The organism is Aeromonas sp. 603607, from assembly GCF_049171595.1.
GTDB classification, from domain to species: Bacteria; Pseudomonadota; Gammaproteobacteria; order Enterobacterales; family Aeromonadaceae; genus Aeromonas; species Aeromonas veronii.
Genome location: NZ_JAAKOV010000002.1, coordinates 123,283 through 144,404, shown reverse-complemented (window position 1 = coordinate 144,404; position 21,122 = coordinate 123,283). Strand labels below are relative to the sequence as shown.

At 60.9% G+C, this 21,122-nt stretch carries 20 protein-coding genes and 1 pseudogene; 7 read left to right on the top strand and 14 right to left on the bottom strand.

Going from position 1 to position 21,122, the window contains the following annotated elements:
* The first annotated feature begins 258 nt into the window (after positions 1 to 258).
* Both G5315_RS03630 and G5315_RS03625 read left to right on the top strand, forming a co-directional pair.
* Positions 259 to 1,794: a sensor domain-containing diguanylate cyclase gene (locus tag G5315_RS03630; RefSeq protein WP_164536238.1), complete on the top strand. Its 1,536-nt coding sequence runs from the start codon at positions 259 to 261 to the stop codon at positions 1,792 to 1,794.
* Positions 1,795 to 2,041: 247 nt separating this feature from the next.
* Positions 2,042 to 2,524 (top strand): YMGG-like glycine zipper-containing protein, encoded by a 483-nt coding sequence (locus G5315_RS03625; protein WP_421221898.1) that lies wholly within the window; start codon positions 2,042 to 2,044, stop codon positions 2,522 to 2,524.
* A 96-nt stretch (positions 2,525 to 2,620) separates the two neighbouring features.
* Here G5315_RS03625 and G5315_RS03620 read toward each other — a convergent pair whose 3' ends face one another.
* The 5 genes from G5315_RS03620 to G5315_RS03600 form a co-directional block, all read right to left on the bottom strand.
* Positions 2,621 to 3,577, bottom strand: a complete 957-nt coding sequence (locus G5315_RS03620) for a D-2-hydroxyacid dehydrogenase (protein WP_421332467.1) — start codon at positions 3,575 to 3,577, stop codon at positions 2,621 to 2,623.
* 133 nt (positions 3,578 to 3,710) lie between these two features.
* Positions 3,711 to 4,475 carry a DUF3530 family protein gene (locus G5315_RS03615; protein WP_164536241.1) on the bottom strand — a complete coding sequence of 255 codons (765 nt, stop codon included), beginning with the start codon at positions 4,473 to 4,475 and terminating at the stop codon, positions 3,711 to 3,713.
* Between the two features lie 134 nt (positions 4,476 to 4,609).
* On the bottom strand, positions 4,610 to 5,176 hold the full coding sequence (gene efp / locus G5315_RS03610; protein ID WP_005335100.1) for an elongation factor P: 567 nt from the start codon (positions 5,174 to 5,176) through the stop codon (positions 4,610 to 4,612).
* 45 nt (positions 5,177 to 5,221) lie between these two features.
* Positions 5,222 to 6,430, bottom strand: coding sequence for an elongation factor P maturation arginine rhamnosyltransferase EarP (gene earP / locus G5315_RS03605; RefSeq protein ID WP_421332466.1), 1,209 nt, complete (start codon positions 6,428 to 6,430; stop codon positions 5,222 to 5,224).
* 96 nt (positions 6,431 to 6,526) lie between these two features.
* Complete coding sequence (locus G5315_RS03600; protein WP_005348017.1) at positions 6,527 to 7,570, bottom strand: GMP reductase; 1,044 nt, start codon at positions 7,568 to 7,570, stop codon at positions 6,527 to 6,529.
* Between the two features lie 381 nt (positions 7,571 to 7,951).
* On the opposite strand from G5315_RS03600, the gene G5315_RS03595 reads away from it, so the two are divergent.
* Positions 7,952 to 8,446 (top strand): ATP-dependent zinc protease, encoded by a 495-nt coding sequence (locus G5315_RS03595; protein WP_421332464.1) that lies wholly within the window; start codon positions 7,952 to 7,954, stop codon positions 8,444 to 8,446.
* Positions 8,447 to 8,484: 38 nt separating this feature from the next.
* Here the strand turns inward: G5315_RS03595 and G5315_RS03590 are convergent, their stop codons facing one another.
* The 7 genes from G5315_RS03590 to G5315_RS03560 form a co-directional block, all read right to left on the bottom strand.
* Positions 8,485 to 9,921, bottom strand: coding sequence for an ATP-binding protein (locus tag G5315_RS03590; protein ID WP_421332462.1), 1,437 nt, complete (start codon positions 9,919 to 9,921; stop codon positions 8,485 to 8,487).
* The gene (locus G5315_RS03585; RefSeq protein WP_005335091.1) at positions 9,918 to 10,604 is read right to left on the bottom strand and encodes a response regulator; all 687 of its coding nucleotides are present in this window, start codon (positions 10,602 to 10,604) and stop codon (positions 9,918 to 9,920) included. Before G5315_RS03585 ends, G5315_RS03590 begins: the two co-directional genes overlap by 4 nt.
* A 130-nt stretch (positions 10,605 to 10,734) precedes the next feature.
* Positions 10,735 to 11,367 carry a tetratricopeptide repeat protein gene (locus tag G5315_RS03580; RefSeq protein WP_421332460.1) on the bottom strand — a complete coding sequence of 211 codons (633 nt, stop codon included), beginning with the start codon at positions 11,365 to 11,367 and terminating at the stop codon, positions 10,735 to 10,737.
* A 1-nt stretch (position 11,368) separates the two neighbouring features.
* Positions 11,369 to 12,238, bottom strand: a complete 870-nt coding sequence (locus G5315_RS03575; RefSeq protein ID WP_042082681.1) for an SDR family oxidoreductase — start codon at positions 12,236 to 12,238, stop codon at positions 11,369 to 11,371.
* A 42-nt stretch (positions 12,239 to 12,280) separates the two neighbouring features.
* Positions 12,281 to 12,934, bottom strand: a complete 654-nt coding sequence (locus G5315_RS03570; RefSeq protein WP_201994445.1) for a TenA family transcriptional regulator — start codon at positions 12,932 to 12,934, stop codon at positions 12,281 to 12,283.
* On the bottom strand, positions 12,931 to 14,397 hold the full coding sequence (locus tag G5315_RS03565; protein WP_421332459.1) for an AMP-dependent synthetase/ligase: 1,467 nt from the start codon (positions 14,395 to 14,397) through the stop codon (positions 12,931 to 12,933). The genes G5315_RS03570 and G5315_RS03565 overlap by 4 nt, the downstream gene beginning before the upstream one ends.
* Positions 14,394 to 15,068 (bottom strand): thermostable hemolysin, encoded by a 675-nt coding sequence (locus tag G5315_RS03560; RefSeq protein WP_421332457.1) that lies wholly within the window; start codon positions 15,066 to 15,068, stop codon positions 14,394 to 14,396. Before G5315_RS03560 ends, G5315_RS03565 begins: the two co-directional genes overlap by 4 nt.
* 144 nt (positions 15,069 to 15,212) lie before the next feature.
* Between G5315_RS03560 and G5315_RS03555 the strand changes: the two genes are divergently transcribed.
* Positions 15,213 to 15,860: a class I SAM-dependent methyltransferase gene (locus G5315_RS03555; RefSeq protein WP_216953043.1), complete on the top strand. Its 648-nt coding sequence runs from the start codon at positions 15,213 to 15,215 to the stop codon at positions 15,858 to 15,860.
* Positions 15,861 to 15,906: 46 nt separating this feature from the next.
* On the opposite strand, the gene G5315_RS03550 is transcribed toward G5315_RS03555, so the two are convergent.
* The gene (locus tag G5315_RS03550; RefSeq protein ID WP_421332455.1) at positions 15,907 to 17,295 is read right to left on the bottom strand and encodes an NAD(P)/FAD-dependent oxidoreductase; all 1,389 of its coding nucleotides are present in this window, start codon (positions 17,293 to 17,295) and stop codon (positions 15,907 to 15,909) included.
* Positions 17,296 to 17,323: 28 nt separating this feature from the next.
* Positions 17,324 to 18,247 carry an ABC transporter six-transmembrane domain-containing protein gene (locus G5315_RS03545; RefSeq protein WP_042082672.1) on the bottom strand — a complete coding sequence of 308 codons (924 nt, stop codon included), beginning with the start codon at positions 18,245 to 18,247 and terminating at the stop codon, positions 17,324 to 17,326.
* Positions 18,248 to 18,354: 107 nt separating this feature from the next.
* Here G5315_RS03545 and G5315_RS03540 point away from each other — a divergent pair, with 107 nt between their 5' ends.
* The 3 genes and pseudogenes from G5315_RS03540 (at position 18,355) to G5315_RS03530 (ending at position 21,122) form a co-directional block, all read left to right on the top strand.
* A complete protein-coding gene (locus G5315_RS03540; protein ID WP_203118632.1) occupies positions 18,355 to 18,948 on the top strand; it encodes a TetR/AcrR family transcriptional regulator in 594 nt (197 codons plus the stop codon).
* A 107-nt stretch (positions 18,949 to 19,055) separates the two neighbouring features.
* Positions 19,056 to 20,281, top strand: a pseudogene (locus G5315_RS03535) (winged helix-turn-helix domain-containing protein).
* Between the two features lie 91 nt (positions 20,282 to 20,372).
* A complete protein-coding gene (locus tag G5315_RS03530; RefSeq protein ID WP_421332453.1) occupies positions 20,373 to 21,122 on the top strand; it encodes a substrate-binding periplasmic protein in 750 nt (249 codons plus the stop codon).

Genomic DNA, 21,122 nt, shown 5'->3' with positions numbered 1-21,122 from the left:
TGCTTGGCGTTGCAGCCGGTGATGGACGGTGTGTCCAGCGCCGGCTGCGTCAGGTATAGACTATAACACCCGCAATGCAGAGCGGGGTTAACCCGGGGTAACTAGCGTTTTTCCTGTCAGTTGATATTCGTTTGCGAACCTTGATGTTTTGTTAGTATTGGAAATGTCATTAAAGGGGCGTTGAAGTGATATTAATCAATGATTCACTCTCCTTTCTCTCGCACAATCCCGCTATGTTTTCCCCTGTTCGGATGTCATGTGAGCCGCTCGTATCTCAACAAGCGTTACTATGTGCTGGCCCCCCTCTCCGCACTGCTTGGCTTGTTGATCCTGATCGTGACTATCATCATGGCCATTGCCAGCTATCTGCGGGATATCGACATGACGGTATCCGGCTTCGGTCACATGGCTTCCTCCGTTGAGGCGTCCTTGATCCACGAGATGGTGAAGGTCAATGAGCGGCAACTGGCAGTGCTGGAGGGCTCCCTAGACAAGGAGAAGATAGCCCGCGGCGAGCCGGCCGACTCTCCCATCTGGGCTATTGCCCATCAGATCAAGCCCGGCAACCACTATATCTACTTTTACAACCTGAAAGCGGATCGCATCGACAGTTACCCGGAGTGGCTCGCGCCCCCAGGTTATAAGGCAGCGCTGCGCCCCTGGTATCAGGTGACCGCCATGCCGGGCGACGAGCCCGTCTGGTTTGGCCCCTACCCTGAATACAATACTCAGGAGCTGATTCTCAGCCTGATCAAACGGGTGAGGGATGAGCAGGGGCAGTTGCTGGGTCTGCTGATGGTCGACATGTCATTCGACTCGCTGCAGCAGGCGCTGCAGCGCACGGTTGGCAGTAATCAGGCGGCACTCTATCTGACCTTGCGTGACACTGATCAGCTGGTAGTGGGCAGCAATATGGATCTGCTGGCGACCAACACCATCAAGCAGCATCAGAGTCAGCAGTGGCTCGGCCTGGATGTGCTGTGGCATGGGACTTATATCAAGCGTGAGCTGGCGGATATTGGTTGGGATCTCAACATCTATCTGCCGCCAGTACTGTTTCGTGACAGCCTCTACGATGCGTTGCAGATGGTGGTTTTTCCACTGCTCTCTCTGTTTGCCATCTGGTGTTGCAGCCTGAGTCTGCTGGTGCGGATCTTCCGCCAGGAGCAGGAGCTGGTGTCGGGCTCATTGACCGGCATCGTGCGCGATCTGGAGCGTTCAGCGCCTGTCAGTGAGCCCAAGACCTGGTTTGTGCGGCGTAGCCTGAACGAGATCGATCAGGTCAGGGCCAGTTTTCTCAAGGGGCAGGATGCGCTGTTGCGGGATCCCCTGACCGGTATCATGAACCGACGAGCCTTCGAGCAGCACAAGGCGGCACTGGAGCAGAGGGGGGCGTGCTTCTGGCTGCTGCTGTTTGATGTCGATCACTTCAAGGGGATCAACGACAGCCAGGGCCATGCCTTCGGCGATCAGGTGCTGTGTCGGGTGGCCAACTGTCTTGCTGATGTGCTGGGGGTGAGTACGGTTTACCGGATAGGTGGGGATGAGTTTGCCGCTCTGCTGCAACAGCCACAGGATGAGTTGGCGGAGAAACTCGGTTGTCTGCTTGAACTGGTGCGTCAGCAACAGTGGCGTGAACACCATGGGCCGATCACCCTGAGTGCCGGCGGCGCCTGCCATTCTCCTGCCGCCGGCCCTATCTTCGAGCGGGCTGATGCTGCCCTCTACCGCAGCAAGGAGGCTGGCCGGAACTGCTGGCATCTGGCTGAAGGGGTGGCAGGGGCCCTTGACTGACAGCTTTTGTCCCAGCGCGCTGACTATTCGACAGGACGCGGCTGCCAGGTTATCGGTCACTTTGTCGTGACTGTCTGGTTCAATGTTAATTTTCACGTTTTAATTCAATAGGTTGATTCTACTCTTCCTGTGTTGGCTGTGACTGTACTGCCATTGACTGTCGCATCCCTGTTTTCTGCTGGCTGGCGAACCTGATAGCTCTTTGTATAGTGCTGCTGATTATTAATCAGGTTTGACAGGAGTATCCATGGATATGAGTACGCGTGGCATCGGTGCTCTGGCTCTGTTGGGGGCGTCATTGCTGGGCAGCACTGCGGCCCACGGTTCGGAAACTCTCAACACCATTCTCGGTGGTGGCGCAGGCGGGGTGGCGGGCACCATGATCGGCAAGGAGTTGGGGGGAGATACCGGTGCGCTGGTGGGGGCTGCATTGGGCGGCGCAGCCGGTGGTGCGGCGACGGCCAACAAGGGCAACAAGAATGAAGCGGCCCTTGGCGGCGCTGTGGGGGCGTTGGGCGGTGCCGCCATCGGCAAGAGTGTCGGTGGCGATACCGGTCAGCTGATCGGCGCCGGGGTCGGCGGGGCGAGCGGTTCGGCCATCGGTGCCAAGACCGGCGATGGCCACAAGAGCCAGGATCGCTATTACGATGATGACGACGATCATCACCATCACAAGCACCACAAGAAGTACAAAAAGCATAAGAAGCACAGATGGCACGACGACGATTGATGTGCGCGCAGTGAGTGCGAAAGATGCAAAACGGGGCCTGTTGGCCCCGTTTTGCATGGTGTAGTCACTCGATTTTGCGGTTACTCGCTCGTGCGGTTACACCAGCCGGTGCTGGCGGCGACCGGCGGCAAAGGCGTTGATGTTGTCGATCAGCTGATCGGCGAGGCGCTGCATCGACTCCTCGCTGGCCCAGGCCACATGAGGGGTCAGAATGAAGTGGGGGTATTGCAGCGCCTTCATCAAGGGATGGTCGAGAGGCGGCGGTTCGACGCTCGCCACATCGAAACCGGCGCCACCGAGGCGGCCATTGGCCAGCGCTTGCAGCAGCGCCTCCTCATCCACCAGCCCACCGCGGCCGACGTTGATCAGCAGGGCGCCCGGTTTCATCAGATCCAGCTCCCGCTCGCCAATCAGGTTGCGGGTGTAGGGGGTGAGCGGGCAGTGCAGGCTGATGACGTCCGAACTTTGCAGCAACTCGTCGAGGGGCAAGCGGTCCTCGTCGTGACTGGCGCCGATCTGGCTCTGGGCGTAACGCACTGTCATCCCCATCCCTTTGGCCCGCTCGCCGAGCGCCTGTCCGAGCGTCCCTTTGCCGATGATGCCAAGCTGCTTGCCGTGCAGATCCATGATGTTGTGGTCGAAGAAGCAGAACTGGCCGCTCTGTTGCCAGCGCCCCTCCAGCAGCGACTGGCGCCAGCAGAAGAGGTTGCGCGACAGGGCCAGCATCAGCGCCATGGCGTGCTCCGGCACCGAGGGGCCCGAGTAGTTGCGGATATTGCACACCCCGACGTTGGCGGCGCGGCACGCTTCCAGGTCCACGTTGTCGCTGCCGGTGGCGGCCAGGGCGATGAGTTTGAGCTCTGGCAGCTGGGCCAGTTCGGCGGCGCCGATCCGTACTTTGTTGATGATGGCGATGCTGGCATCTTTCAGCCGTTCCACCACCTGTTCCGGGGTAGTACTTGGATAGCTCTGCCAGTGGTGGGGGAAGTCGGGGTGATGCAGGGTGATGCCCGCATCCAGGGTATCGCTGTCGAGAAACACAATCTGCTGCATGGGCCTTCCTGCCATTGTTCAGGTTCGAGAGGCCATGATGCCAAAGAGGATGCAGTCAGGGCCAGATCGTCGCCGTGGTAGGGTTGGGCTTTATCCGGCAGATGTGATGTTGCGCGCGCTTTGTGGCCCGAGGTCAGAGCCAGCCCAGATGGTTGAGCCAGCCCTGAATGCGGGTGGGGGTCTCCTCCAGCTCCATCAGGGCATAGGGGCGATAGTTGAGCTTGTTGCTGCGCCGGCTCTCGCTTTTGCGGGCCTCGGCGGCCAGCAGTGGCCAGCGACCGCCATCCTCCTGATAGAGGTCCAGAGTGGGGATGGCCGCCTGAGCCACCTGTTTGGCCAGGGTCTGGTTGCTCTGCTGATTGGGGAAGAAACCATCGAGCAGCACCAGTGCATCGGGGGCGGGCAACTGTTCGCTGGCGATGAGGTTGGCAGTCCAGGCGGCGCCGGTACCTTGCGCCAGGATCAGCTTGAAGCCCCCCTCCTGCAGCTTGGCATCGGCCAGCTTGCTGATCCGCTCGGCAAACTGCTTGCGAAACTCATCGCTGTTTTTCGCTTTTTTCTCGGCGGCTGGGTCCAGTTCGGTCTGCTGGGGGGAGGGCAGCAGCAGCAGGGTATCAAAGCCCAGTCGGCTGAGGGCGCGAGTCAGTTGCCAGAGTTGGCCGCTGCGCTGCCAGTCGGGCAGTAAAATGGCGAGCCCCAGATAGTTTTCACTGTCGTGTTTGGCGAACAGCACCGTCTGCTTGTCGATCTGGGTAGCATCGGGCAACCCTTTCCAGTCGCTGGCTTGCCAGTGGTCGAGGGGCATAGGTTCGGCAACGGGGGGGGCGACCTCGCTCGCCTCTGCCCCATGGCCAGCCAGCAAGGTCAATAACAGCAGTGATAAGGATAATCTGGCCATAGTGTGCTCCCCCGGTTATCTGGGTTAGCGGCGGCGGCGGGATTTTCTGAAGGCGGGCGGTGTGATGGCAACTCGGAGGCAATAAAAAAGCGAGCCGGTGGCTCGCTTTTTTGTAATCAATTCAAAGCGGTCAATTAGTTGACGCGACGCTTGAATTCGCCGGTGCGGGTATCGATTTCGATCTTGTCACCGATCTCTACGAAAGCGGCAACAGCCAGCTCGTAGGTAGTGCCTTTCAGACGGGCAGGCTTGGTTACTTTACCGGAGGTGTCGCCACGGGCAGCCGGCTCGGTGTACTCAACTTCACGCACGATGGTGGTCGGCAGTTCTACGGAGATGGCTTTCTCGTTGTAGAAAGTCACTTCACACAGATCTTCCATGCCGTCTACCAGGTAGTTCAGCACGTCACCCAGGTTGTCTTTCTCTACGTCGTACTGGTTGTACTCGGTGTCCATAAAGACATACAGGGGGTCGGAGAAGTAGGAGTAGGTGCACTCTTTACGCTCCAGCTGAACAACGTCCAGCTTGTCGTCGGCCTTGAAGACAGTCTCGGTGGCGCTGCCGTTCAGCAGGCCTTTCAGCTTCATTTTGACCACGGCGGAGTTACGGCCGGATTTGTTGAATTCAGCCTTCTGGACCACCATCGGCTCGGTGCCGATCATGACTACGTTACCAGCGCGGATTTCCTGAGCGGTTTTCATGTAAAAAATTCCTGTTCGTGAAACGGACGGATAAAAACTGCCAGATTATATACGGCTTTCCAGAAATTTCACCAACCTCGTGACGAGATCCCCATCCCGGAGCAGCTTCTGTGACCAGAGTCGCCCATGTTGCTGCCAAATCGCGCTGTATTGCGGCCATTGGGCCCAGAGTTCGCGGCAATCTTCACCACGGTTGAGAGCCAGATTGAAGCAGCGCAGCCATTGGGCGCAATCGGCAGGCAGATCAGCAAGATAGTGGTCGAGGAACTGCTCCAGCTTGATCAGATGGGCCTCCTCCTCCTGTTGGTAGATATGCCAGAGGAAAGGACGTGCTGCCCACTGGGCCCGCACGAAGGAGTCCTCCCCGCGCACCAGATTGAGATCGCAGCTCCACAGCAGTCGATCGTAACCAGCCTGATCGGTCATCGGCAGCAGCTTGATGGTGAGGTTGCCCGAGTGGAGCAGATCCCCCGCCTTGGCGGTGGTGATGGTATCTTCAAGGCTTGCGCCGCGCAGCACATCTTGCAGCGAGCGCCCCAGCGGCAACAGCAGGGTGACGGGCGTGGTGCTCTGGCACCAGCTCTCGACTAGGCTTTGCAGCGCATCGCTCTCGTAGGTAAAGAGGCTGACCCGCAGCTCGTTCTCTTGTCTGGGCGGCAAACCGAGGCTGGCCCAGTAGGCTGCCAGTCCCGCATCATCTTGCTGCCACTGCTCCCGTTCGGTGATGAGGTCATGCTCGCACAAAAGGCCGCCGGTTTTAGCGGTAAAGCCCGGGAAGAAGAAGTATTTGTTGAGGCTCTGGTTGCCAACTCGCTGTGGTGAGGCAAGGCCGTGGCAATCCTCGATCCAGCTCTCCGCCGAGAGGTACTCCAGATTGATCCAGCAGGGGGGCTTGGGTTGGCTCGCCATCAGTTCGGCCATTCGTTCAATGAAGGGGGCGGGCAGTTCGCAGGCAAAGGCCTCGATCACCACTCTGGCCGGTGTCATGTCGGTCGGCAGGGTCTCATGCCAGTGCTGGATATAGATCCCATCGACCCACTGACCATCCTGCGCTGGGTCGAGCCCGGGGCAGATGCGGGCGAAACTTGCCAGATCGTCCACCCAGAGCCGCACCTGAACCTCATTGCCATGTGCCGCAATATTCCCCTCCCGTTTTAGCTGGCGGGCGAGTCGCCAGGTGACGCCGATGTCGCCGAAGTTGTCGACGACGCAGCAGAAGATATCCCAGTCAAACGGGGGCAGGGGAGTGGTCATGGCTCGGGGTTCCAAATGCAAAAAAACCGGTGCGCAGGGTAGCACACCGGTTGACTGGCTTCTAACCGTCAGCGCGTGACGGCGGTCTGTGGCAGGTTACTCCTTGCCGTAGACGTTGTTCTCTTGCTCGCGTACCCGGATAAAGGTGGTGCGCTTGGTGAGCTCTTTCAGCTGGCTGGCTCCGACGTAGGTACAGGTGGAGCGCACGCCGCCCAGAATGTCGCGCACGGCGTTCTCGACCGGGCCGCGGTAGGGCAGCAGCACGGTTTTACCCTCGGAGGCACGGTACTCGGCGACGCCACCGGCGTGCTTGTCCATGGCGCTGGAGGAGCTCATGCCGTAGAACTTCATGAAGGGCTCACCGTCTACATCGACGATCTCGCCACCGCACTCTTCGTGGGCTGCCAGCATGCCGCCCAGCATCACGAAGTCGGCGCCGCCGCCGAAGGCTTTGGCGACGTCGCCCGGGCAGGTGCAGCCGCCGTCACCGACGATTTGGCCGCCGAGGCCGTGGGCCGCATCGGCACACTCGATGATGGCGGAGAGCTGCGGATAGCCGACGCCGGTCTTGACGCGAGTGGTGCAGACCGAGCCCGGGCCGATGCCGACCTTGACGATGTCGGCGCCGGAGAGGATCAGCTCTTCGACCATCTCGCCGGTGACCACGTTGCCCGCCAGGATGACGTGGTTGGGGCAGGCTTCACGAATCTTGCGCACGAACTCGACGAAGTGCTCGGAGTAGCCGTTGGCCACGTCGACACAGATGAAGCGCAGCGCTTCGGACATGGCGAGGATTTGGCGGGTCTTGGCGAAATCTTCAGCCGAGGTGCCGGTGGAGACCATCACATGGCCCAGCAGCGCCGGGTCGGTCTCGTTGACGAAAGCTTGCCACTGCTCAAGGCTGTAGTGCTTGTGTACCGCGGTCATCATCTCGAAACCGGCCAGCGTGCGCGCCATGGCAAAGCTGCCGACGGTATCCATGTTGGCGGCGATGACGGGTACGCCTTGCCATTGGGTCTGAGTGTGTTTGAAGGTGAACTGACGGGTCAGGCTTACTTGGGAACGGCTCTTGAGAGTAGAGCGCTTGGGGCGGAACAGGACATCCTTGAAACCGAGCTTCAAGTCTTCTTCGATACGCATTACAAATTCCTTATTGAGCCTTGTTGAAAGTCACTTTTGCAGTGGCAAATTTTCGGCAGGCGCAAAAAAACCGGTGGTTTTCAGGCCCTCCGGTTTACAACAGTGTAGGCAAAAATCCCTTCAGAACAAGACTGATAATTTGTAAATCCTTGTGGTAGCCTTTGGCGTCACAACCTGAGGTTAACCACCAGTTTCATCCAGCACCGTTCGGTGCCTTGCTCTCCTTCGATATTCCCGCCCGCTTGGGCCGCCGTTCGGCCACTCTTTGTCGTCTCTCTCCTGACCCGCCAGATATTATCCAAGTAGCTGAAATAAATCGGATTGACCCACAATGGGGCTGTGGTAGATCTGGGCGCAGGATTGACAAGGCAGGGCAGTAAAATGGGCAAGATGATGGTGGGGATCGCCGTGATGCTGGCACTGTGTGGCAGTGCGCTGGCAGAGACCCCGACCAGCTATGGCTGGATCGAGAAGGGGCTTATTTTGCCTACCGGCGTGGCGGTGAAGATGAAACTCGACACCGGGGCGCTCACCTCTTCCCTCGATGCACGCGCCATCACCAGATTCAAACGGGATGGCAAGCCCTGGGTGCGCTTCATGCTGGTGGTAACTGATGCCGACAGCGGCAAACTGGTCAAACAACAGTTCGAACGGCGGGTCGAGCGCAGCGTGACGGTGCGTGGTGCGGGCGGCATGGAGCAGCGGCCAACGGTGACCATGTCCATCTGTCTGGGGGACAAGGTGTATGAGGAGTGGTTCACCCTGCGGGATCGCAGCAAGATGATCTATCCGGTGCTGCTGGGCCGACGTCTGCTGGCCGAGCTGGGCCCGGTGGATTCCAGTCGAACCTTTACCGTGCAGCCAGATTGTCATTGAAAGTAAAGAGCCCGCATCGCGGGCTCTTTACTTATCGCTTATCTTGCCGGCGGCAGCGGGAGTAACACGCTCACCTCCAGCCCCCCTTCCGGCCGGTTGTGGACATCGAGGTCGGCGCCGTGCAACTGGGCGATGCGCGAGACGATGGCCATGCCGAGACCCACGCCATCCCCCTGCTGGGGATTGACCCGAAAGAAGCGTTCATACAGCCGGGGCAAGGCGCTGGCGGGAATGCCGGGGCCGTTGTCGCTCACATCCACCCTCACCCGGTTGCCCTCTCGCAGTACCCGCACCCTGATCTCGCCCTCTGGCTGGGTGTAGCGCAGCGCATTGTCGATGAGATTACTGAACAGTAGCTCGAGCAGGGTGGCCTGCCCCATCACCAGCTGCGGCAATTCACACTCCAGCGACAGCTGCTGATCCTTCTTGAGCGCGATGGGAGCCAGCGTCGCGAGGGTGCCTTGCAGCAGGTGGCCTATCTCCAGCTCAGTTAGTACCAGTCCCTGCTGGTTGTCGATACGGGCCTGGGTCAGCAGTTGGCGGATCAGCCGATCGCTGCGATCGAGGGCCTGCAGCATCTTGTGCAGGGATTGCTGGCGGCTGGTGTCATCATCGGCAGCCAGGGCATTTTCACTGTGGATCCGCAGTACCGCCAGCGGGGTACGCAGCTCGTGGGCCGCCTCGTTGGTGAACTGTTTCTCCCGCTCTATGGTTTCCGCCAGCGCCTGCATCAGCCGGTTGATCTCGTTGGTGAGGGGGGTCAGCTCCTGAGCGCTTGTCTTGAGGCTGAGCGGGCTCAGGTTGGCGGGGTGACGCTCGCTGATGGCCTGGGCCAGCTGGCGCAGGGGGGCCAGCCCGCGGGTGATGAGCCACCAGAGCAGGGCCAGCAGAAAGGGCAGGGTGATCAGCAGCGGCAGCATGGTGAGGGTGGCCATCTTGCTGGCCAGTTCGCTGCGCTCGTCGTCCCGCTCGGCCACCACCAGCCAGGTCTGCTCCTGCTGGTTGTAGAGAGTGAAGGTGCGCCACTGGTGATTATCTTTTTCGACCGTGTCGAAGCCGATAGCCAGGGTGACCAGCGGCTGCTCCGGGGCGCTGGGGGCGCGCAGCAGCAAGCCGCCCTTTTCATCGAGCAGCTGGAAGTAGAGATTGCGTTCGAACTCGTGGCCGTAGGGGGTGATCTCCCGATCCTCGCCGGTCAGGTTGAGGCTGGGGTCTTTTTGCCACTCATCGGGATTTTGCGTCTCCCACTCCTGATAGACGGTGCCGTTGGCGGGCAACTGCCCCTGCTGGGCCATGTAGCGAGCCAGCAGCTGGTTGGTGATGCGGGCCGACTGGGCGAGGCGGGCATCAAACAGCTCCTCCATTTCGTGGCTCGCCTCCATGTAGCCGATAAAGGCGCTGATGGTGAGGCTCAGACTCACCAGCGTCAGGATACCGGTGAGCAGAAAGCGGCGAATGGAGCGGGGGCGTTTCATCGTGCGGGTGTCCGGCTTGGTTGTTCGAGCTGGGGAATGATGTAGCCGACCCCCCGAATATTGCGGATGAGGTCGCTGTAGAACTTCTTGCGCAGATGGTGGATATGCACCTCTACCGCGTTGCTCTCGGCCCCTTCATCCCAGCCGTAGAGGCTTTGTTGCAGCTGATCCTTGCTCAGCACCCGGCCGCTCTGGCTTATCAGCTCCTGCAGCAGCTTGTATTCGTGGGGGGTGAGTTTGACAGCTTCCCCCTGATAGGTGACCTGCTGGGATTCTGGATAGATGAGGATGTCGCCATACTCCAGTACCGCCTGAGCCTGCCCCTTGCTGCGACGAACCAGGGCGCGCAGGCGGGCGTTGAGCTCCTGCAGGGCGAAGGGCTTGACCATGTAGTCGTCGGAGCCGGCATCGAGGCCGACCACCCGATCGTCCAGCGCATCGCGGGCGGTGAGGATCAGCACCGGCAACTGGTGTCCTTCACGTCGCAACTTGCGCAGCAGGCTGAGGCCATCGATGTCGGGCAGATTGAGATCGAGGATCAGGGCGGCGAACTCGTCGCTCTTGAGGGCTGCCAGAGCGGGCAACCCCTGTTGCAGCCAGTCCACCGTGTAGCCGCTATGGCGCAGTGCATCCTGCATACCATCCCCCAGCATCACATCATCTTCCACCAGCAGGATCCGCATTCTTTTCTCCCTGTTTGTTGGGTGTGGCGATCTGGCTCAGCGCCAGGGCGTGCCGTGGCATAAACAACCCTGCCCACCAGTATGCAAGCTGGTGGGCAGAGTTTAAATAGTTCTTTGATCCATCAGGGTTTTATAGCTTGGCCAGCCGATCGCGGATCTCCATTCTGCGCCCTTCGTCGGCCACTTCGCGACCCGGGCGGGCCGGGGCGGCCAGCGCCTTGTCGAGATAGGTTTTGGCCTCGGCCTTGCGCCCCTGATCCAGCAGGAAGTCGCCATAGAAGAAGTTGGGGTCGATGCCATCGGGATTGATGGCCAGCGCCTGCTTGAGCAGCTGCTCTGCCTTTTCGTCATCGCCAAAGCCGACCGGCCAGCCGGGCACCTGATAGTAGAGGGAGCCCAGGCTGGTATAGGCGGAGCCATCCAGCGCCTTTGGATCCTGTTTGAGTGCCAGCTCCAGCTTGGCTTTGGCCTCTTTCACCAGCCCCAGCGCTCCCAGCCCGCCCTTGGCGCCAGCCCAGGTGCTCTTGACGATGGCCGACCAGATCAGCAGATCGGCGCGAAAAGGCTCCTTGGCGCTGGTCGCTTCGGCCTGGGTGCTCAGTGTTTCGAGGCAGCTCTCTTTCGCCTTGCCGCTCTGTTGGTACTGGCAGACGGCCCACTGTTGCTGGATGGGGACGAGGGCATCATCCGCGGCCATAACCGAGGTGGAACCCAGCAGGATGGCGATGGCACAAGAGGTCACTGATTGACGGGAAAAATTCATATTAATGCTCCTTCTTGGTCGGGATCGGGCGGGACAAGTCTGGTTGTGGCGCACTGTTGGCGCCAGCATCAGCCGTCCCTGGCTGAAGATGACGGGCATAACGTTTGATGATCGGCAGCTGTCTGGCCAGCGCCTTGTCGACAATGCCGGGCAGCAGGGCATTGAGCCGCACGAACAGTTTTTCCGGCCAGCCGAGCCAGCTGCGGCGGGTTTCGTTGCACAGGGCGATGACCGCCTCTTCGGCCACCTCCTGCGGGCTGTCGGTCTGGGTGCCGAGCGCCGCATTCATCTCGTAGGCGGCCTCGGAGTTGAGTTTGGTGCGGGTGGCGCGTGGGGCAAAATGCAGCACCTTGATGCCGCTCCCCTCCAGCTCCCGTCCCAGCGCTTCGCTAAAGCCGCGCAGGGCAAATTTGCTGGCGCAGTAGACGCTGTAACCGGGGTAGCCGATGCTGCCCAGGCTCGAGCCCATGTTCATGATGATCCCCGGCTTGCGCATGGTTGGCAGCAGGGCACGGGTGAGCTGGATGGGCGCCTCGATATTGAGCAGCAGTTGGCGCTCCACCTGCTCGAAGCTTTGATCTTCCAGCCAGGCAAACTGGTTGCAGCCAGCGTTGTTGATCAGGATGTCGATCCCGTCCTCCAGCGCAGGGTGTTGCAACAGCTTGGCCCGCTCCTGCGCAGAGCCGAGGTCGGCGAGCACCACCTGATGGCGCTCGGGATGAGGCAGTGACTTGCACAGCCGCTCCAGTGCCGGGCCGCGACGACCGTGCAGCAGCAGGTGTGCCCCCTGGGCCGCCAGCTCCTGCGCCAGCTCTTCACCTATGCCACCGCTGGCGCCGGTGAGCAGCACGAGTTTCCCTTCAAGGTTCATGGTGTGGGTTCCCTTTTTGCTGTCTGCTGATCCGCTGCCGACTTACGGTGTGGCGGTGAGGTTGTAGAGCATCTCGCCATAGAGGCGGTAGACCACCTTGGCCCCGTGGATGATGGCGGCCTGATCCGCCGGACTCTCGACCTTATCCATCAAGGATTCAAAGAACTTGAGGTGCTCCTGATCTAGGGCGCCGTGGGAACTCAGGTAGCTCATCGCCTGGGGTGGCAGGCCGAGACCCTTTTTCAGCTGGTCGGCGACGGTGAGGGCGATGGCGACGCTGGTGCCTTCCAGTACCTGCACCATGCCGAAGAAGCCCATGGGGTTGCCGCGCTGGATCTGGTCGTAGAGGAAGGCGACCATCAGCTCGATGGGTAGCCCCGGCTGGCCGTGGCGCACAGCCTCGGCATCACCGCCACAGGCGCGGATATCGCTTAAGATCCACTCCTGATGGCCATACTCCTCGTCGATGTACTCGGCAATGGCGCCGCGCACCCACTCGTACTCTTGACCCAGCTTGCCGCCGGTTGCCATCAGCAGCGGAACTGTGTGGCGCACGTGGTAGTAAGCCTGCGCCAGAAAGGCGAGATAGGTGTCACGGCTGATATCGCCACGGCGGCAGGCTTCGATAATGGGGGCGTTGAACAGATGCTCACGCTCCTGAGCAGTGGCTTGTTGCAGAGTCTGGTAGAAGCTCATGACGATTCTCCTGTAAGGCATTGGCTGATTTGCCGGGAAAAGTGTTGGTAAATCTCGTTGCGACGGGGACGCCCGTTGGCGGTCAGTAGGCCGGGATGCTGGTCGAGTGCCACCGGCAACCAGTAGTGCAGGCGGGCGTAGTCGGGGAGACGACGATTCAATACTTCGATCTGTTGTGGCAGATCCGCCTCTTTGCCCGGCAAGGGCTGGATCAGCGCCACGTTGGCGGGCTGACCATCACCAAAGACCACGATGCGGGCGATGGCGGGGCAGAGCTGTGCTTCGGCCTCCACCCACTCGGGGGAGAAGTTGCGGCCAAAGGCGGTGATCTGGACATTCTTCTTGCGCCCGGTGATATGGAGGTAGCCTTCTTCATCCAGATGACCCAGATCGCCTGTGGCGATCTGTTCGGGAGTCGGTTCGTTGCTGCCGAGATAGCCCAGCATGGCACTGCCGCTCACCATAATTTCGCCGTCGCTGGCGATGGTGACCTGACAGTGGGGCAGGGGGCGGCCGACGCTGCCGGGCTTGTCAGCATCCAGGCTGTTGAGCGCCACTACGGAGCTGCACTCCGAGAGGCCATATCCCTCATACACCGGCAGGCCGAGCTGGCGGGCATGTTTGATCAGGTCGGGGGCCACCTTGCCGCCACCGACGGCAATAAAACGCAGGCTCTTGAGCTGTTGGGCCAGCGTCGGGGTGCTGGTGCAGAGCGCCAGCAGCAGGCGCAGCAGTTCGGGCACCAGCACCAGACTGTGGGTCGACCAGCGCAGCAGCGCTTCCCCCAGCATGGCCGCATTGAGCGAACTGGAGCCGGTGAAACCGAGCTCCCCGAGGGACGGAATGCGGCTGCAGGCGCCGGTCAGCAGCGGCACGTAGAGGCCGGTGATGTTCTCAAGCAGGGTGGCCAGCGGCAGCAGGGTGAGGTGTTTTTCCACCTTGGCTGGCGCGACACGCTCGGCCAGCGCATGGCTCACCGCCATCATCTGGGTCAGTGACAGGCAGACACCCTTGGGCTGGCCCGTGGTACCGGAGGTGTAGGTGATCTTGGCGGTGCCCTTGGGCAGCGCCGGTCGACTGGCCGGGGTATGGCGCCAGAGTGGCAGCTCGCCGGTGATCAGCGAGAGCGGCTCGGCGGCATGCCACCCCTGATGATATGGGCCGACCAGCGCATCGGCGCCGCTGCTCTCCAGCAACCAGGCCTGCTGGGCCTGACTGAAGAAGTGGGGCACCGGAATGACCACGATACCGGCGCGGGTGCAGGCGAGATCCAGCAGCGCCCAGGGCAGGCCGTTGTCCAGTTGCAGCGCCAGACGGCTGATGTCGAGCTGTTGCAGCTGGCTGGCCAGACGCTGGATCTGTTGCCACAGGGTCTGGTAATCGAGACGCTGCTGGCTGCTCAGCAACGCAGGAGATTGCGGATCCTCGTGGGCATGTTTGGCGATGGCGTCGAACAGGCTCATTGGGCGCACCTTTTTTGATGGGGCTGGTTATGACTGCTCTTGCCGGCATCCTCAAACAGAGTCGGCATGGGGGCCAGCAGATTGAGCAGCAGGCTGCGCTGGGCCAGCACCTCACGCCCCTGATTGATGTCGCCCACCATCACCTTGGGTTGGCAGCGGTAGTACTCACCCCAGGCATCGGCGTCGGCCCCCACCTGATGAGCCTGTGCGGGGGCCAGCTCCACCGGATTGAGTTGCAGGCGGGCAAAGCTGTTGCGCAGCTTGGCAGTGCCGGTAAAGACCACGTAGTCAAGGGCGTTGTCACATAGCAGACGACACAGGGCCGCAAACATCAGGCGGGCATTGCCCGGTTCGCTGCAGGCCAGATTGCCCACTTCGATAATGCGGTTGCGTGCCGGATAGACCCCGAGGCGGGTGTTGATGGCGGCCTCGATGGGTTGCTCCAGATACTGTTCCAGATAGAGAGGCCCCTCACTGGCATGATTGAGACCACAGGCACCGACCAGCGTCCCGTCCGCCCGATAGAGCCCCAGCAGACAGGGGAGGAAATGGGGGATGCGGGCGTTGAACTCGAGGGTGTAGGCTGCCTGGATATAGGTTTGCAGCGCCATGACCTGCTGCGGGGACTTGGCTAGCAGCAATCGGTAGGGGGCCTGGATCTCGATGGTCATGGGTGACTCCTTCTCTTGCGATGGTTTGAGAGTAAAAGGGCAAACTTAAGAAACCCTTAAGGAGCAAAAAAAGTTGTCAGCGAGGCAGCGGGCAGGCAATCTGCGCCGCTGTTATCCAACAGGAAGCCCCCAAGAGGAACCGCCATGTCATCCACCGTCAGCTGCCCCCTGTGTGCCAGCCATCGCAGTTATCCCCTGCCGGTGGCGGGCAAACGCTATCATCGCTGCCTCGCGTGCGAGCTGGTCTGGCTGGATGAGGCGGATCATCTGGATGAGGCGGCGGAGAAGGCGGTCTATGACGGTCACGACAATCGGGTGGATGATCCCCGTTATCGCACTTTTTTGATGCGGGCTTTTGGCGAAGTGCTGGCGCGGGTGCCGCTACCTGCCAGTGGTCTCGATTTTGGCTGTGGCCCGGGCCCGGCGCTGGTGGCGATGGGGCGCGAGGCGGGTTACCAGATGGCGGGGTATGACAAGTTCTACGCCGATTTTCCAGAGTTGCTGATGCGTCAGTATGACTTCATCACCAGTACCGAGGTGATCGAGCATATCGCCGAGCCGCGCACGGTGCTGGCGCAGTTGTGGGATTGCCTCAAGCCCGGTGGCCTGCTGGTGCTGCAGACCCAGCGGGTGCTCAGTGACGAGCGGTTTAAAAACTGGCGCTATCGCCACGACCCGACCCACATTGTCTTCTTTGCCGAGGCATCGTTTCAGGTGTTGGCCGCCAGCTGGCAGGCCGAACTCAGCTTCCCCCACGCCGATGTGGTGGTATTGCAGAAAGGCACGCCCTGAGGCGTGCCTTCGTCTGTTACTCGGCTGTTTCTTGCTCGGCTCTCGGTTACTCCTTGTAGCCCTTGTCCTGCCACTGGTAGTACATCAGGGCAGATTTGACGCCGATTGACTTGAACGGCTCTGGCGGCAGCCACATCGGCAGCGTCTGCTCCGCGTGGTTGAACCAGGGATGCTCCTTGCCCTGATAGAGGCTGGCCACGATGTCGCCAAACAGGAAGGAGAGGTTGATGCCGTGGCCATTGTAGCCGAGGGCGTAGTAGATGTTCTTGTGATCCCCCATTACCCCCACCGCTTCAGTGCTGTCGCCGGTCATGCCGAGCACCCCGTCCCACACCTGCTCAAACTTGATCCCCTTGAGGGCCGGATAGAGGGTCACCAGCTCGGTCATCATCATCTCGCTGACCCGATTGAGATCTCCCTTGTAGTTGAGGCCATCGTTGAAGACGTACTCGGCATTGCCGCCGCCGATGACGATGCGGTTATCCGGGGTCAATACCAGATGGAACAGGATGTTGCGGGTGTCGTAGTAGGGCACCCGACTCTGCCACTGGATGGCGGCCAGCTGCTTTTTGGTGAGCGGCTCGGTGACGGCGCTCTGGGCGTGTACCGGAAATACTCGCCCGCTGAAGTAGCCAAGTTTTGAGGTATAGCCGTTGGTCGCCAGCACTATGCTGTCGGCGGTCACCTTGTACTTGTCGGCCACATTGAGCTCGATCTGCTTGCCCTCCTTGATCCCCAGCACCGGGCTCTTCTCATAGATGGTGACGCCCGCCTGCTCCACCGCCTTGCGCAGGGCATTGACCAGTTTCATGGCGTGAACCTGACCACCATTGGGGTCGTAGACCGCCCCCACGTAGCGGTCGGTGCCCAGTTTCTCTTCGGTGGTATCGGCGTTCCAGTACTGGAGCGGGATGCCGAGGCGATTGGCGGTTTTCACATAGTCGCGGTACTCGGCGATATCCTCCTCATCGAGGATCGCCTCCACATAGCCATCGAGCTTGAGATCGGCCTCGACGCCGGTTGAGGCGACCAGCGCCTGCAGCTTGCGCATGCTGGCGACGGTGAGGTCGTAGTGGCGCTTGCTCGCCTCCCCCTCCTCGTAGAGATCCATCACCTCGGAGCCCGGCAATACCATGCCGCCGTTGCGGCCCGAGGCACCACTGCCCACCTGCCTGGCTTCGAAGATGGCGATCTTGAGCGATGGGTTGGCCTTGGCCAGATGCCAGGCACTGGAGAGGCCGCTGTAGCCGCCACCTATGATGGCGATATCCACCTTCATGTCTTGCGCCAGCGGGGCACTCTCCTCTGCCGGTTTCTCCTTGAACCAGTAGCTGGTGTTGGGCTCAAAGTCGCTCATCTTGGGGCCGCAGGCGGCGAGGAAGAAACAGCTGATGCACATGGTCAACGCTCGTTGGCAAAGGGTGGTCGGATTCATCTTCTACTCCGGTTACAGATACAAAATATCAAATCATTTCATCGGGTTGGGCGGTGTTGACCCGGCGACCTATGTCTCTCAGCCGGGCCAGCTGATCGGCAAGACCGGGCCCCTCATCCAGGCTGGTGACAAAGTTCCAGAGGTAGGTCATCACAGCATAGACATGGCCTGCCGAGACCTGGGGCTGGGCCATCAGCATGGTGATGGCCAGCAGGAACAGCAGGGAGGCGCTGATGCCGACCGCCAGAAAAGCGAGTGCCTCCCGATCCGAAATCCGGATTCGGAGCCAGGCCAGCGCGCGGTAGTGGCGGGCGAGGCTGGCTGAGTGGGCATGGGTGACCAGCTTGACCTCATGTTCCAGCCGATCGTTGAGCCGCTCGTGCAGCAGCTGGTTCTTGCGCGAAAAGCCGGGCAGCAACAGGCCGAACAGCAGCAATACCCCCATGCAGGCGATGCCGACCCAGAACTCGATCACCATCAGCATCACGGCCGCACCGACGATGGAGATCAGGCTGGTGGCCAGGATCGGGATATGTTTCTCGAAGAAGTCGACAAACTCCCGCGCCAGGGTGACCCGCGCAACTATGGTGGATTGCCCCTCCTGCTGCTGGCGCTGGGTCAGGATCACCGGCACCGCCAGTGCCGCATAGATATGGGTAAAGGTGCGGGTGTCGACCGCCCGGCGCAGGGCGCCGATGAGCCAGAACAGCAGCACGATCAGGGCGTAGCTTGAAGCCTGCCACCACTGGCCTTTGACGATGGCGTCGATGGCAAAGCCGGCGAACAGGGGATAGACCACCAGCAGGATGTTTTCGAGGGCCACCAGCGAGAAGGTGCCCGCCAGCTTGAGGGGATTGGCCCGCGCAATCGCCCCCAGCGAACGACCGGCCGAGTGTGGCAACGGCGTGGCCTGCTCGTCGCAACTGGCTGCCGAAGTGGTTGGTGTTGTCATGGGTTATCTCCTAAGATGTCGGAAACGCTAAGTTTGAGCGATCGCTCAAAGTTTGTTTGAGCGACTGCTCAAAGTCAAGCAGTTCGATTGATATCGCAGGAGGTCAGATGGCACGCCCATCAGCAGAACAGCGCAAAGAGATGATCATCGAGGCCGTACTGGCCCTGTTTCGAGAGAAGGGGATGGCGGCATCGTCAACCCGTGATATTGCCGAGCGCACCGGTCTGGCGCGCAGTCACGTCTACCACTACTTCAAGGATTGGAAGGAGCTCTGCCTCTGTGCCGTGGAGCGTTTCACCTATCAGGAGATAGCCGAGCAGCGGGAGTGGCTGTTGCCGCTGCCAGCCCGCGAAGCGTTGCCGCTCTTTGTGCGGGACAACCTGCCGACCAGTCAGGATGCCTCCTGGGCCATCTATCTGGATGCCTGGAACGAGTCACTGCGCGACCCGGTATTTGCCGAGAGCTACCGCAAAATCATTCTGGCGTGGCGCGAGGTGCTGGAGCAGATCCTGCAAAAGGGGATCGACAGTGGCGAGTTTGTGGCGGGCGATGCCCGGCGACTGGCGCGCCAGATCACCTCCCTCATCAACGGCTATGCCGATGACCTTATTCTGGAGCCGACCCCCGAGACGGTAGAGGCCACTTATCAAGAGATCATGCTGGTGGTCAATCAGCTGGTCTTGCCCCCGACTCACTCATAGCGGCGCAGGCAAAAAAAGGTGGGGAGGCATGCCAGCGTGGGACCTCCCCCGGTTTTGTTGGCCATCCGCCGGGCGCGCGATGGTCAGATACCAGGGAGCGGTTGTTGATGTCGATTACCCATTTATCACTGCAAGATGCCCGTCATCTGCAACTGGCGGCGCAGGGGCTGCTGGCCCCCCGTCGCAGCAAGGCGACCCCGGCCGATCTGCTGGCCACCATTCGCCGCATGGCGCTGCTGCAGATAGACACCATCTCGGTGGTGGCGCGCAGCCCCTATCTGGTGCTCTTTAGCCGGCTTGGCCAGTACGAACCGCGTTGGTTGGAGCAGCTGCTGGCCGACGGCGAGATCTTCGAATATTGGGCCCACGAGGCCTGCTTTGTGCCCCGCGAGGATTACCGGCTGTTGCGCCATCGGATGCTCGACCCTGCCGCCATGGGCTGGAAGTTTTCGGCCAACTGGCTTGCCACCCATCAGCAGGAGATTGGCCAGCTGATCGAGCGTATTCGCCAGCATGGTCCGGTGCGGGCGGCTGACTTTGAACGCACAACCGGCAAGGGGAACGGCTGGTGGGACTGGAAGCCGGAGAAGCGCCATCTGGAGGTGTTGTTTACCACTGGTCAGCTGATGGTACGGGAGCGGCGCAACTTTCAGCGGGTCTATGATCTCGCCGAACGGGTGCTCCCCGAGTGGAGCGACCAGCGGGATCTGCCGAGCGTCGAGCAGGCCCAACGGGATATGGTGCGCGCCAGCTGCCGGGCGCTGGGGCTGGTCAAAACTGGCTGGGTTGCGGACTACTACCGGCTGCGGCGCGGCAAATATGACGCCCTGCTCCATCAGCTGGCGGACGAGGGGGAACTGCTGCCGGTACGGGTAGACGGGTGGCAGCACGGCGCTTTTGTGCACGCCTCGCTGGCCGATGAGCTGGCAAGGGCGCAGGCGGGCACCCTCAAGGCAACCCATACCACAGCCTTGTCGCGTTCGACCCGCTGGTGTGGGATCGCAAGCGGGCCAGTGAACTGTTCAATTTTGACTATCGCATCGAGTGCTACACCCCTGCCCCCAAGCGCCAATACGGCTACTTCGTGTTGCCCTTGCTCCATCGCGGCAAGCTGGTGGGCAGAATGGATGCCAAGGCTCATCGTCAGCAGGGGATCTTCGAGATCAAGAGCCTCTATCTGGAAGCCGGGGTGAGAGTGACCCGCACGCTTGCACAGGATCTGGCGAAAGCCCTGCAAAAGCTGGCTGACTGGCACCAGACACCGCAGCTCCGTTATGGTGCCATTCCGGCCAATTTGCTGGCGTTGTGGCATGAAAGCGCCCCTGCAAAGTGAGATCTATCCCTTCTGGGCTAAGCTGCAAGAGGGATAAACAGTTCGGGAGCGGGAGATGAAACGAGCAGGAACATGGTGGGCGGGATTGGCGATGGCTATCTTGTCCCCCGCGCTATGGGGGCAAGAGCCGCCAGTGAAGATCTGTCTGGGGGAGGGCAACGAGTGGGCCCCCTTTACCTACTGGGAGCGCAAGGACGGAGTGCCCGATACCAGCCGCCTGACCGGTTCGGCGACGACGCTGGTGCTCGATGCCCTGCAACAGAGCGGGCTCTCGCACCAGATCCGCTATCTGCCCTGGGCGCGGGTGCAGCAGGAGCTGGCGGATTATCACCAGAACGGTCTGTGCGAGCTGACCTGGGATGCCAGCTACAAGCCGGAGCGGGCCGAGTTTGCCTTCTATAGCGTACCCCTCTATTACACCCACCTCGGTTTCTTCTATCTCAAGCGCCGCTACCCCGAACCGCCGGATCTGCAGACGGTCAATCGTTCCCGGGTGTGCGGGGTGATTGGCTACAACTACACCCCCTACGGGCTTGCGCAGGAGCCACGCCGGGTCAAACAGTTGCAGCAGGCGCTCGACATGCTGGAGCGGGATCGCTGCGACTTTCTGCCAAGCGAAATCGAACCTCTGGTGGCAGACATCAGCCTTGGCATCTACCGCAGCGAGAGCGGTTTGCTCAATCTTGCCCTGCCCAGCCGCAAGGGGTTCTATCTGCTGGTGAGCAAGGGTTCCCCCCGCGGCCACCAGTTGGTGAACATCCTCAATCAGTCGCTGGTGGCGTTTCAGGAAGGGGGGCATGCCGACGAGGTGATGCGCCGTTTCTTGCCGCCAATGGAGTAA